The organism is Streptomyces manipurensis (assembly GCF_049570255.1).
GTDB lineage: Bacteria > Actinomycetota > Actinomycetes > Streptomycetales > Streptomycetaceae > Streptomyces > Streptomyces manipurensis.
The window spans coordinates 1,733,672-1,746,565 of record NZ_CP186950.1 but is presented as its reverse complement, the minus strand read 5'-3'; the positions used below and the strand labels follow the sequence as shown (position 1 = coordinate 1,746,565).

Sequence of the window (12,894 nt, the reverse complement as noted above, 5' to 3'; positions counted from 1 at the left end):
CGGGGCAGAGCCCCGGTGGACGACGGGCGGGGCACGGACCGGCGCCGCGCCGGGACCGCGCGGGATAAAGCCGACCATCCGCTGATCCGATTGGGGGATTTACCCGCCGCGCTCCCCACGGACCGTCGCTCTGCGTGAACTACGCTCGCAGTCCGGAGGCAGGGAGAGGAGCGGATCCGTGACGGATTTCGTCGGGCGGCGGCGTGAGCTCAAGGAGCTGCGCGAGGACATCGCACGGACCGGGCTCGACACCCTCTCCGGCCGCAAGGCCAAAGCGCCCCGCGCCCGGGTGCTGCTCGTCGCCGGACGCCCGGGCTCGGGCCGCACCGCCCTCGCCGAGGCCTTCGTGCGGGAGGTCGCCGACCAGTACCCCGACGGGGTGCTGCGCACCCGGCTCACGGCCCCCGGCGGCGAGACCGTCGACACCGGGCGGGCCGTCCGCGACCTGCTGGAGGGCCTCGGGCAGCGCACCCCGCCCGGAGCCGGCGAGGACGAGCTCAGCTCCACCCTGCGCACCGCGCTGAAAGGCCGCCGGGCGATCGTCCTCATCGACGACGCCGCCGACCCCCACCAGGTCGACGCCCTCCTGCCCGACACCCCCGAGTGCCTGGTCGTGGTCACCGCCGAGGGCCCGCTCACGGGCATCCCCGACGTGCGGCCCTGCACCCTGGGCGGGCTCGACCCCCAGTCCGCCGTGGGGGTTCTCGCCCGCCGCATCGGCGACACCCGGATCAGCGCCGACCCCCGCGCCGCGGAGACCCTCGCCGAAGCCTGTGGCGGCCAGCCCGCCGCCCTCGCCCTCGTCGGCGGCTGGCTCGCCGCCCGCCCCAAGGCCGCCGTCGCCGACGTCGCCAAGCAGCTGCACGACATGCCGGCCGTCGCGGGCGGCCCACTGGCGCGCGGCTTCCGGCTCGTCTACGACTCCCTCCCGCAGCCCGCCCAGCGCACCCTCCGGCTGCTGCCGCTCGCCCCCGCCGGGCTCGTCGACTCCCACACCGCCTCCGCGCTGGCCGGCTGCTCCGTGGCCGCCGCCCAGTCCACGCTCGACGACTTCGCCGGGCTCGGCCTGCTGCGCCACGCCCAGGACGGCCTCTACCTGCTGCCGGGCTGCCTCACGCCCCTGCTGCGCTCCCTGCTGGAGGCCAAGGAGCGGCCCGCCGAGGTCCAACTGGCCCGGGCCCGCATGCTGGAGCGCACCGTACGGCTGCTGCACTCCTGCCGGGCCATGGCCGCGGCCGAGGGACCCGACCTGGACGACGACCTGCGGGAGCTGCTGGACGGCCTGCCGCGCGCCCTGCGCTTCCCCGACCGGCGGGCCGCCGCCACCTGGCTGGACACCCGGCTGCCCGCCCTGACCGCCGCCGCCACCCTGGCCGTGGCCGACGGGGACCTGGACACGCTGGCCCGGCGGCTCGTGGCGGCCCTCGTCCGGGCCCTGGCGGAGCACCGGGGGACCGCGGAGGCGGCCCCCGAGCTGTACGGCCTGCACCGCCTGGTGCTGGACGTCGCCGAGCGGCGCTCCCTGCACCGGGAACAGGCCGCCGCCCTGCTGAACCTCGCCGACCTGGACGCCGAGACCGGCCGGACCCAGGAGGCGCTGGAGCGCTACCGGGCCGCGCTGGACGCCGGGCGGGCCGCGAAGGACCCGTACGCGATCGGCCGGGCGATGGAATCCGTAGGAGGCGCCTACCAGGAGCTCGCCGACTGGCACCGGGCCTCCGACTGGTTCGGCCGGGCGCTGGCCCACGCCCTCTCACGCGGGGAGCGGGCGGACGAGGCCCGGCTCTACGGCCGGCTCGGCAACGTCCACACGTACGCGGGCCGCTACGGAGAGGCGCTGCGCAGCTGGCGGGCGGCCGCCGCGGGCTACCGCAAACTCGCCGATGTGCCCGGTCAGGCAAAGGCGTTGAGCGAGATGGCCCGGGTCCAGGAGTACGCCGGCCGGCCGGAGGAGTCGCTGCACACCTGCCGCGAGGCGGTGGAGCTCGCGCGCCGGGCCGGGGACCAGCGACTTCAGGCCGCGCTGCAGGTCAGGCTGGCCGACACGCTGGACCGGCTGGGGGACCCCGCCGCCGCCAGGCTGCACCGATCCGCAGCGGACAGACTGCTGGGAGATGACCCTGCGGCCTGCGAAATCCGCAGTGGATCCGACTGAGATTATTGGTTTGCAAGGCTAGACAGCGCGTCGTCCTTCATTAAACTGGGTTCACCACGTCATCTCGTGGTGCATCCCGTTGCGCGTACTTGTGGGCGGGTATGTATGGAAGTGACCCGTTAAATCCCCCCGAGTCAAGGACCGTGATCGACGATGAAGGTCGGCATCCCCCGCGAGGTCAAGAACAACGAGTTCCGGGTCGCCATCACGCCCGCCGGCGTGCATGAGCTGGTCCGCAACGGCCACCAGGTCTTCATCGAGCAGAACGCCGGCGTCGGCTCCTCGATCACGGACGCCGAGTACGTCGCGGCCGGCGCGGAGATCCTCGGTACCGCCGACGAGGTCTGGGCCACCGCCGACCTGCTGCTCAAGGTCAAGGAGCCGATCGCGGAGGAGTACCACCGCCTTCGCAAGGACCAGACGCTCTTCACCTACCTGCACCTCGCGGCCTCCCGCGAGTGCACGGACGCCCTGCTCGAGTCCGGCACCACCGCCATCGCGTACGAGACGGTCGAGCTCGCCAACCGCGCGCTCCCGCTGCTCGCCCCCATGTCCGAGGTCGCGGGCCGCCTGGCCCCGCAGGTCGGCGCCTACCACCTGATGCGCTCGGCCGGCGGCCGCGGCGTCCTCCCGGGCGGTGTCCCCGGCACCCACGCCGGCGAGTGCGTCGTCATCGGCGGCGGCGTCTCCGGCTGGAACGCCGCGCAGATCGCCATCGGCATGGGCTTCCACGTGACCCTGCTCGACCGCGACATCAACAAGCTCCGCGAGGCCGACAAGATCTTCGGCACGAAGATCAAGACGATCGTCTCCAACGCCTACGAGCTGGAGAAGGCCGTCGTCGAGGCCGACCTCGTCATCGGCGCCGTCCTGATCCCGGGTGCGAAGGCCCCGAAGCTGGTCACCAACGAGCTCGTCGCCAAGATGAAGCCCGGAAGTGTCCTTGTCGACATTGCGATCGACCAGGGCGGCTGCTTCGAGGACTCCCGTCCGACCACCCACGCCGAGCCGACCTTCCAGGTCCACAACTCGGTCTTCTACTGCGTCGCCAACATGCCGGGCGCGGTGCCGAACACCTCCACCTACGCGCTGACCAACGCCACGCTGCCCTACATCGTGCAGCTCGCGAACCTGGGCTGGGTCGAGGCGCTGCGCCGCGACCCGGCGCTCGCCCTGGGCCTCAACACCCATGACGGACAGGTCGTTTACGGTCCCGTCGCCGAGGCCCACGGCCTGGAGACCCTCGAGCTGAGCACGCTGCTCGGCTGACCCGTCAACGACTGACGTCAATCTCACGTATCCGGCCGGACCTTGCCCGCAAGGTCCGGCCGGACGCGTTTGCGGGCCGACCCCGGATCCGGCTCAACTCGCCTCGAACGTAACCCTTTAACCCTTTCGCACACCCGCGAAACTTCGCAGCGACACCTCGGACGCCCTTGACAGAGTGGTGTTCGGTTGCCGACACATCGTGCCGGGTCCGGCGGATTGTGTTGCCGCTGGGTGGTGACACGCCATAGAGTCGCCAACCGTCGGCATGGTGCCACGCTGACCTATCGATAAGTGTCCAGGTCACGTCCGAGGAGGTAAGACGACTTGTGAATGAGTCGACATTTTCTCCTGGGGGTGGTCGAGCAGACATGCCTGAGCGGGGCCAGGGCCCTGCCGGGCTCGAAGCTGTCGGCTCCGTCGCAGTACGCACCTTCGCAAACCACCAGCACATGACGACGCCCCAAAAGAGCATGGACGGCCTAGACGTGAACTCCAGGGCCGGCGACCTGAGCGGCGATACGCCCACGGGATTCGCCGACTACGACAATGTGCCCGAGGGGCACTTCTACGACCCCGACGCGGAGTACGAACCGGACCCCGAGTACGCGGCCACCCTCGCCCCCGACGCTGCCCGCCAGCGCCGTGAGCGGATCGGCCCGACCGGACGCCCGCTCCCGTACTTCCCGATCCCGGGTCCGCTGACCGACCACGGTCCGGCGAAGATCATCGCGATGTGCAACCAGAAGGGCGGCGTGGGCAAGACCACGTCGACCATCAACCTGGGCGCCGCACTCGCCGAGTACGGACGACGGGTGCTGCTCGTCGACTTCGACCCCCAGGGCGCGCTGTCCGTGGGTCTCGGCGTGAACCCGATGGAACTCGACCTGACGGTCTACAACCTGCTCATGGAGCGGGGCATGTCGGCCGACGAGGTGCTGCTCAAGACCGCGGTCCCCAACATGGACCTGCTGCCGAGCAACATCGACCTGTCCGCTGCCGAAGTGCAGTTGGTCAGCGAGGTCGCGCGCGAGTCGACGCTGCAGCGGGCCCTGAAGCCCCTGATGGCCGACTACGACTACATCGTGATCGACTGTCAGCCCTCGCTCGGTCTGCTGACCGTGAACGCCCTGACGGCGGCTCACAAGGTCATCGTCCCGCTGGAGTGCGAGTTCTTCGCGCTGCGCGGCGTGGCGCTGCTGACCGAGACCATCGAGAAGGTGCAGGAGCGGCTCAACCCCGAGCTGGAGCTCGACGGCATCCTCGCGACGATGTACGACTCCCGCACGGTGCACAGCCGCGAGGTGCTGGCGCGCGTCGTCGAGGCCTTCGACGACCACGTCTACCACACGGTCATCGGCCGGACGGTCCGCTTCCCGGAGACCACGGTCGCCGGCGAGCCGATCACGACGTACGCCTCCAACTCCGTCGGCGCCGCCGCCTACCGCCAGCTCGCCAGGGAGGTGCTCGCCCGGTGTCACGCCGAGTGAGTCTGCCCGGAGCCGACGAACTGTTCCGTACGACCGGTGGGATGGCGCTCCAGTCGTCCTCGCCGCGCCGCGGGGGCGAGGAGGCTGCCGCCGCGGAACACTCGGCCGCACCGGCCGGGAGCACGGCGGGGGAGGGCCGCAGCCGGGAGGCGGAGGCCACGACGGAGACCGGCGCACCCGTGGTGGGCCAGCCCAGGCGACCGCAGGAAGGTTCTGTCAGCCCGGCGGGACCGGGGGCGCCCGCCGCGCAGGGCGGCCCCGCCCGGCGCGGCAAGGGCCAGGGCCGCGGTGCGAACCGGCGGCCCAGCGGCCGCGAACGGCACGACGAGAAGATCACGGTCTACGTCTCCGCCGAGGAGCTCATGGACCTGGAGCACGCGCGGCTGGTGCTCCGCGGAGAGCACGGGCTGGCCGTCGACCGCGGCCGCATCGTCCGCGAGGCGGTCGCCGTGGTCCTGGCCGACCTGGAGTCCCGCGGGGACGCGAGCATCCTGGTGCGCCGCCTGCGCGGCCGCTAGAGGGGCCCGCGCCGGTCCTGACGGGGCCGTGCCGCCCGAACGTCCTGCCGAGAGGCCGCCGACCCGCCGTCGGCGGCCTCTCGGCGTTGCGGCCGTGCCCGCCCCGGCCCGCCGCGGCGGGAAAACGTTCTGGCAGGGCCTAGGCTCTTCGTGGCCGACCTGCCGTTTCTTCCCGTACCCACCTGGACCGCCATGCCCCTCGACCACGACGCCGCCCGCCCGGCCCGCCGGACCCTGGGCCGCGGTCCGGGAGCCGCCGCCGGGCCGGAGCGGGCGGAACCGGCCGCGGAGCCGGACGGGCCCGCACCGGCTGCCGTACCGGGGGAGACGGACACGGTCGGGGCCGAGACCCCCGTACCCGGGTCGCGGGAGCCCGCGGACGGTGTGGCGGCGGCCCCCGCCGGGGGCGACGGACGGTTCACCCTGCGGCTCGACAACTTCGAGGGCCCCTTCGACCTGCTGCTCCAGCTGATCTCCCGGCACAAGCTCGACGTCACCGAGGTCGCGCTGTCCAGGGTCACCGACGAGTTCATGACGTACATCCGGGCCATGGGTCCCGACTGGGACCTCGACCAGACCACCGAGTTCCTCGTCGTCGCCGCCACCCTGCTCGACCTCAAGGCCGCCCGGCTGCTTCCCGTCGCCGAGGTCGAGGACGAGGGCGACCTCGCCCTGCTGGAGGCCCGGGACCTGCTCTTCGCGCGCCTGCTGCAGTACCGGGCGTACAAGCGCATCGCCGAGATCTTCGAGCGGCGGGCGGACGACGAGGGCCGGCGCCACCCCCGTACCGTGGGCCTGGAGCCGCACCACGCCGACCTGCTGCCCGACGTCGTCATCAGCATCGGCCCGGAGGGCTTCGCCCGGCTCGCCGTCAAGGCCATGCAGCCCAAGGCCGAGCCCCAGGTGTACGTGGACCACATCCACGCCCCCCTGGTCAGCGTGCGCGAGCAGGCCGGGCTCGTGGTGCGGATGCTGAAGGCGCGCGGCGAGGCCACCTTCCAGGAGCTCACCGAGGACGCCGGGGACACCCTCACCGTCGTGGCGCGCTTCCTGGCCCTCCTGGAGCTCTACCGGGAGAAGGCGGTCGTCCTCGACCAGGAGGAGGCCCTGAGCGCCCTCACCGTGCGCTGGAGCGGCGGGGACGGCGACGGCATGCCGACCGTGACCGACGAGTTCGACCGGATCGTGGAGGCGAAGGATTGAACGGCGACGACCACGAAGACCGCGACCGCGACGACCACGGCGACCGTGAGGGCCGCGGGGGCGGCGCGGTGGCCGCGCTGGAGCTGAAGCCGGCCCTGGAGGCCGTCCTCATGGTGGTGGACGAGCCCGCGACCGAGGCGCACCTCGCCAAGGTGCTGGAGCGCACGCCCCGCGAGGTCGCGCAGGCCCTGCGCGAGCTCGCCGACGAGTACACGGCCGCCCGCCGCGGCTTCGAGCTGCGGCTCGTCGCGGGCGGGTGGCGGTTCTACAGCCGCGCGGAGTACGCCCCGGCCGTGGAGGGCTTCGTACTGGACGGCCGGCAGGCCCGGCTCACCCAGGCGGCGCTGGAGACCCTGGCGGTCGTCGCGTACCGCCAGCCGGTGAGCCGGTCGAGGGTCTCCGCGGTGCGCGGGGTCAACTGTGACGGGGTCATGCGGACCCTCCTCCAGCGCGGTCTGGTGGAGGAGGCGGGGACGGAACCCGAAACAGGTGCGATCCTATACAGGACGACGAACTACTTTCTGGAGCGGATGGGCCTGCGCGGCCTGGACGAGCTCCCGGAGCTCGCGCCCTTCCTCCCCGAGGCGGACGCGATCGAAGCCGAGACGCAAGAAGGTGTGCCGTCGTTCGATCCGGACGCACCGTACGCGCCGGATACTTCTGAAGACGACAAGACGACGGAACTTTGATGCGAAGCAGCGGCAGCGGAAACGGTGGCAACAGGAACAGCGGCGGAGGCGGCGGGCGCGGTGGCGCCCGTGGCGGCTCCGGCGGCGGCGGTGGCTACCGCGGCGGCAGCGGTTCGGGCGGTGGCGGCGGTTACCGCGGCGGCAGCGGCTCGGGTGGCGGCGGCGGTTACCGCGGCGGCAGCGGCCAGGGTGGCTCGCGCGACGGCCAGGGCGGCTCGCGCGACCGTGACCGCGACCAGGCGCCCCAGCGCCCCCGCAACCCGCGCCCGGAGGAGCGCCGCTACGACGTAGGCCCCGAGGGCGAGCGCACCCGCGGCGCCCGCGGCGCGGAGGCGCGCGGCGGTGCCAAGGGCGGCCCCAAGGCCTCCCGCACCCCGGGCATCGGCGGCGCGGGGGGCCCGCGCCGCGGTCCGGGCAGCCGCAGCGGCCAGTCCCGGCCGCGCGAGCTGGACGCGCGGATCGAGGAGCGCGTGCGCGACCGGTACGCCGACAAGCCGGTGATCCGCACCCCGAAGACCTTCCCGGGCGCCGAGCAGGAGGGCGAGCGGCTGCAGAAGGTCCTCGCACGCGCCGGCATGGGCTCGCGCCGTGCCTGTGAGGAGCTCATCGAGCAGGCCCGTGTCGAGGTCAACGGCGAGATCGTCACCGAGCAGGGCAAGCGCGTCCTGCCGAAGGACGAGATCAAGGTGGACGGTCTGACGGTCGCGACCCAGTCGTACCTGTTCTTCGCGCTGAACAAGCCGGCCGGCGTCGTCTCCACCATGGAGGACCCGGACGGCCGCCAGTGCCTGGGCGACTACGTCACCAACCGCGAGACCCGCCTCTTCCACGTCGGCCGGCTCGACACCGAGACCGAGGGCATCATCCTGCTCACCAACCACGGTGAGCTGGCCCACCGCCTCACGCACCCGAAGTACGGCGTGAAGAAGACCTACGTCGCCGCCATCACCGGCTCGCTGCCGCGTGACATCGGCAAGCGGCTCAAGGACGGCATCGAGCTGGAGGACGGCTGGGCCCGCGCCGACAACTTCCGCGTCCTGGACCAGGTCGGCAAGAACTACATGGTCGAGGTGACCCTCCACGAGGGCCGCAAGCACATCGTCCGCCGCATGCTGGCCGAGGCGGGCTTCCCGGTCGACAAGCTCGTCCGGACCTCCTTCGGTCCCATCGAGCTGGGCGACCAGAAGTCCGGCTGGCTGCGCCGCCTGACCAACACCGAGGTCGGCATGCTGATGCGCGAGGTCGGCCTGTAGTACGTCCGGCAGGACCCGGCCCCACGAGAAGAGCCCGCAGCGCCCCGGCGCCGCGGGCTTTTCCCTTGCCCCGACCCCACGCCGCTGTTTATAGTCACTGTGACTATTAAGGGAAGTGGGGGCCGGTATGAACTGGACCTTGAGCTGGACCGAGGTGCTCGGCTTCGCGACCGGCGCCGTGTGCGTCTGGCTGGTAGCCCGCCAGCACGTGGCCAACTGGCCCGTCGGCATCGCCAACAACGTCTTCTTCATCGTGCTGTTCACCCAGGCCGGCCTCTACGCCGACGCCGGGCTGCAGATCGTCTTCATCGCCCTCGCCGCGTACGGCTGGTGGTCCTGGACCCACGGGGGTGGACCGGGAAGCACCGGAGCCCTGCCGGTGCGCCGCACCACGCGCACCGAATGGGTGTGGCTGGCCGCGGCGGGGGCGGTGACGACCCTCGGCCTGACCCTGCTGCTCGACCACGCCACCGACTCGACCGTCCCCTTCTGGGACGCGGTCACGACCGCGCTGTCCCTGACCGCGACCTACGGCCAGTGCCGCAAGCTCGTCGAGTCCTGGTGGCTGTGGATCGCCGCCGACCTCGTCTACGTCCCGCTGTACGTCCACAAGGGGCTGCACCTCACCGCCCTGCTGTACGTCGGCTTCCTCGCCCTCTGCGTCGCCGGCCTGCTCGGCTGGCGCCGGACGCTCCGCGAGCGCACCACCCCCGCGGCCCTGGGGGCGACGGCATGAGGCGCTTCGGCCACGGGCTGGTGCTCGGCAAGTTCTACCCGCCGCACGCCGGCCACCACCACCTGGTGCGCACCGCCCAGGACCGTTGCGAGCGGCTGACCGTCCTGGTCTGCGCCTCCTCCGTGGAATCCGTGCCGCTCGCCGACCGCGTCGCCTGGATGCGCGAGGCGCACCCCGGCGCGGATGTCGTCGGAGCCGTCGACGACATCCCCGTCGACCTGCACGACCCGGAGGTCTGGGAGGCCCACATGGCGATCTTCCGGGCCGCCGTCGGCCGGCCCGTCGACGCCGTCTTCACCTCCGAGGAGTACGGGACCGAGCTCGCGCGCCGGTTCGGCGCCGAGGAGGTGTGCGTGGACCCCGCCCGTACCCTGTTCCCGGTCTCCGGGACGGCCGTCCGGGCCGACCCGGCCGCCTGCTGGGACTTCCTCGGCCCGTCCGTCCGGGCCCGGCTCGCCCGCCGCGTCGTCGTCCTCGGCGCCGAGTCCACCGGCACGACCACCCTCTCCCGGGACCTGGCCGCGCACTACCGGGCCCGCGGCGGGGTCTGGGCCGCCACCGGCTGGGTCGAGGAGTACGGCCGCCGGTACAGCGAGGAGCGGCTCGCCGCGGCCCGCGCCGCCGACCCGTCGGCCACCTGGGCGGACGTCACCTTCACCTCGGAGGAGTTCCCGCTCATCGCCCGCCGCCAGGACGCGTCGGAGGAGGCGGCGGCCCGCCTCGGCTCCCCGGTGCTGATCTGCGACACCGACTCCTTCGCCACCGGCATCTGGCACGAGCGGTACATGGGCGGCCGCAACCCCGAGGTGGAACGCATCGCCGCGCTCACCGACCGCGACCTGTACCTGCTGACCGAGGACGCCGACGTGCCCTTCGAGGACGACGGCCTGCGCGACGGCCCCGAGCTGCGGCCCTGGATGACCGGGCGGTTCCGCGAGGAGCTGGAGGCGACCGGCAGGCGCTTCCTCGCCCTCCGCGGGGACCGGCGGGAGCGGCTCGCCGTGGCCGTCGCGGCCGTGGACGGACTCCTCGCCGAAGGCTGGCGGTTCGCCGACCCGCTCCCGGAGAACCGGTGAGCGGGGGAGCGGGGCCGGAGTACGACCCGCACGCCTTCGCCCCCTTCGCGGTCGCCGTCGACCTCGCCGTGTTCACCGTCCGGGCCGGAGCCCTGCACGTGCTGCTGATCCGGCGCGCCCAGGAGCCGTACGCGGGCTCCTGGGCGCTGCCCGGCGGCTTCGTCCTGCCCGCAGAGTCCGCCGAGACGGCCGCCCGGCGCGAACTGGCCGAGGAGACCGGCCTGCCGGACCGGGTCGTCGCCGGCCTCCACCTCGAACAACTGCGCACCTACAGCGAACCGGACCGGGACCCCCGGATGCGGGTGGTGTCGGTGGCCTTCACCGCACTGGTCCCCGACATGCCGGAACCGGCCGCGGAGGGCGGCGGCGACGCCGACCGCGCCCGCTGGGTGCCGGTCGGCGACGTCACCCGGCCGGCCTTCGACCACGCGGACATCCTGGCCGACGCACGCGAACGGATCCGCTCGAAGCTCGAGTACACCTGCCTGGCCACCGCCTTCTGCCCGCCCGAATTCACCCTCGGAGAGCTCCAGGCCGTCTACGAGACCGTCTGGGACACCGTCCTCGACCGCCCCAACTTCCGCCGCAAGGTCCTCGCCACCCCCGGCTTCGTCGAACCCGTACCGGGCGCCGCGCGCCTCACCGGGGGCCGCGGCAAACCGGCCGCCCTCCACCGCCGCGGCCCGGCGACCACCCTGCACCCGCCCCTGCTCCGTCCCACGGAAGGACACCAGCGATGACGACCACCCCGAAGCGCGCCGCCACCGGCGCCCTGATCGGCCTGGCCCTCGGCGACGCCCTCGGCTTCCCCACCGAGTTCAACGACGTGCCCGCGATCCTCGCCAAGACCGGTCCGTGGCGCCGGATGGAACTGCCCCGCCCGGCGGTCGTCACCGACGACACCCAGATGACCCTCGCCCTCGCCCGCGGTATGCGCACCGCCGCCGGACGCGGCCCCGTCGGCCCGCTCCGGCTGGCCCGGCCGGTGCGCGAGGAGTTCGTCGACTGGTACCGGTCGCCCGAGAACAACCGCGCCCCCGGCAACACCTGCCTGCGCGCCTGCTCCCTGCTGCAGCAGGACGGCCTGGACTGGCGCGACGCCAGCCAGATCGGCTCCAAGGGCTGCGGCGCCAACATGCGCGTGGCCCCGATCGGGCTGGTGCCCGGCTGGACCGACGAGGAACGGGCCGGCGCCGCCCAGCTCCAGTCCGCCCTCACCCACGGCCACCCGACCGCCCTCGCCGCCTCCGACCTGACCGCCCGCGCGGTGCACCTGCTGGCCTCCGGGACCGAGGTCACCGGCCTCGTCGGCCGGCTGCGCTCGTACGCCCTGGAGAACCGCACCCGCTACCACGAGCGCTGGCTCGGCGACCTCTGGATGCGCACCGCCTCCGACGCCTCCCCCGAGTCCTTCATCGCCCGCGGCTGGGACGAATGCCTCGCCGTCCTGGAGCGGCTCGCCGCGGCCCTGCGCACGCCCTCCCCGGAGACCGACCCCTGCCTGACCACCGGCGAGGGGTGGATCGCGGAGGAGGCCCTCGCCACCGCGCTGCAGTGCTTCCTGCTCTTCCCGGACGAGCCCCTGCTCGCCCTGCGCCGGGCCGCCTGCACGAAGGGCGACTCCGACTCCCTGGCCTGCCTGGCCGGCGCCTTCGCGGGAGCCCACCTCGGCGCCGAGGTGTGGCCCCACGAGTGGGAGGGCCGCATCGAGTACCGCGACGAGCTCCTGGCCTTCGGCGCCCTCTGGGACGCCTGACCCCGGCTAGGCGGCCGAGGCGCGGCGGGCGCGGATCAGGAAGTCCTCCACACGGGCGGTGTCCGGGTCGGCGGGCAGCGGCGTCCCGGACAGGGCCCGCTCCGTCTCCTCCTGGAGACGGGTCATCCAGGCGTCGACCTCGTCCCAGCCGAGCTCGCCGCGCCGTACCGCGAGGAGGCGTTCGCGGTGCGGGCCCGCGTCGATGGTCAGACGGCCCGTGCGCAGGAGGTCCAGGCAGGACTGCAGCAGGCGCAGCAGGTGCATGGCGTGCTTCCAGCGCGGGGCGCCGTGGAGCCGGACGTCCGCGAGGAGCTTGCCGTGCTGGGAGGCCGCGTACCGGCCGAAGCTGACGTGGGCCCGCCGGGAGAGGAAGGCGCCCCGTAGGGACAGCAGTTCCTCGCCGAGCGGGGTCAGGTGTTCCACCAGGGGCGAGTGCAGGCACTCCAGGATGTTCGGGTTGGCCCGCAGGGCGAGCTCGCAGAATCGTTCCAGCTCCCAGGAGAACTGCTCCTCCCGCGGACCCTCCACATGGGTGGGGGGCTTGTCGAACCGCCAGAACAGCGGCGTCGGGGCGAGGTAGACCCCGCGCCGGTCGGTGTCGCTCGCCTCCGTCGCCAGCCCGAACGCGCGGGAGCCCATCACGCACCGGTAGACCGAGTGGTCCCGCACCAGTGAAAGATCGTCCATTCGGGGAGCGTACGGGACGGCTCCCCGGCCCCGCCCTCCCCTTTTTCCCGGCCGGAGGGCCGGGC

12 protein-coding genes are annotated in these 12,894 nt (G+C 73.2%); 11 read left to right on the top strand and 1 reads right to left on the bottom strand.

Translation table 11 applies throughout. From position 1 onward, the window contains the following. Nucleotides 1-178: 178 nt before the first annotated feature. The 11 genes from ACPU2J_RS08025 (at nt 179) to ACPU2J_RS07975 (ending at nt 12,142) form a co-directional block, all read left to right on the top strand. Nucleotides 179-2,155, top strand: coding sequence for a tetratricopeptide repeat protein (locus tag ACPU2J_RS08025; protein ID WP_389079065.1), 1,977 nt, complete (start codon nt 179-181; stop codon nt 2,153-2,155). Between the two features lie 153 nt (nt 2,156-2,308). Further along, entirely contained in the window at nt 2,309-3,424 is a 1,116-nt protein-coding gene (ald, locus tag ACPU2J_RS08020; protein ID WP_420081233.1) for an alanine dehydrogenase, read from the top strand. Between the two features lie 368 nt (nt 3,425-3,792). Then, nucleotides 3,793-4,911: a ParA family protein gene (locus tag ACPU2J_RS08015; protein WP_365081229.1), complete on the top strand. Its 1,119-nt coding sequence runs from the start codon at nt 3,793-3,795 to the stop codon at nt 4,909-4,911. Further along, nucleotides 4,896-5,429 (top strand): hypothetical protein, encoded by a 534-nt coding sequence (locus ACPU2J_RS08010; RefSeq protein ID WP_420081234.1) that lies wholly within the window; start codon nt 4,896-4,898, stop codon nt 5,427-5,429. Before ACPU2J_RS08015 ends, ACPU2J_RS08010 begins: the two co-directional genes overlap by 16 nt. A 192-nt stretch (nt 5,430-5,621) precedes the next feature. After that, nucleotides 5,622-6,632, top strand: coding sequence for a segregation/condensation protein A (locus ACPU2J_RS08005; RefSeq protein ID WP_423834937.1), 1,011 nt, complete (start codon nt 5,622-5,624; stop codon nt 6,630-6,632). Between the two features lie 68 nt (nt 6,633-6,700). Further along, entirely contained in the window at nt 6,701-7,321 is a 621-nt protein-coding gene (gene scpB / locus ACPU2J_RS08000) for an SMC-Scp complex subunit ScpB (RefSeq protein WP_361603234.1), read from the top strand. Further along, entirely contained in the window at nt 7,321-8,574 is a 1,254-nt protein-coding gene (locus tag ACPU2J_RS07995) for a pseudouridine synthase (protein WP_423833014.1), read from the top strand. The genes scpB and ACPU2J_RS07995 overlap by 1 nt, the downstream gene beginning before the upstream one ends. A 127-nt stretch (nt 8,575-8,701) precedes the next feature. Continuing rightward, nucleotides 8,702-9,310, top strand: coding sequence for a nicotinamide riboside transporter PnuC (pnuC, locus tag ACPU2J_RS07990; RefSeq protein ID WP_420081236.1), 609 nt, complete (start codon nt 8,702-8,704; stop codon nt 9,308-9,310). After that, a complete protein-coding gene (locus ACPU2J_RS07985; RefSeq protein WP_423833013.1) occupies nt 9,307-10,386 on the top strand; it encodes an AAA family ATPase in 1,080 nt (359 codons plus the stop codon). Before pnuC ends, ACPU2J_RS07985 begins: the two co-directional genes overlap by 4 nt. Next, the gene (locus ACPU2J_RS07980) at nt 10,383-11,126 is read left to right on the top strand and encodes an NUDIX hydrolase (RefSeq protein WP_399822157.1); all 744 of its coding nucleotides are present in this window, start codon (nt 10,383-10,385) and stop codon (nt 11,124-11,126) included. Before ACPU2J_RS07985 ends, ACPU2J_RS07980 begins: the two co-directional genes overlap by 4 nt. Continuing rightward, on the top strand, nt 11,123-12,142 hold the full coding sequence (locus ACPU2J_RS07975) for an ADP-ribosylglycohydrolase family protein (protein ID WP_423833012.1): 1,020 nt from the start codon (nt 11,123-11,125) through the stop codon (nt 12,140-12,142). Before ACPU2J_RS07980 ends, ACPU2J_RS07975 begins: the two co-directional genes overlap by 4 nt. 6 nt (nt 12,143-12,148) lie before the next feature. On the opposite strand, the gene ACPU2J_RS07970 is transcribed toward ACPU2J_RS07975, so the two are convergent. Continuing rightward, nucleotides 12,149-12,829, bottom strand: coding sequence for a nucleotidyltransferase domain-containing protein (locus ACPU2J_RS07970; protein ID WP_423833011.1), 681 nt, complete (start codon nt 12,827-12,829; stop codon nt 12,149-12,151). Between the last annotated feature and the right edge of the window lie 65 nt (nt 12,830-12,894).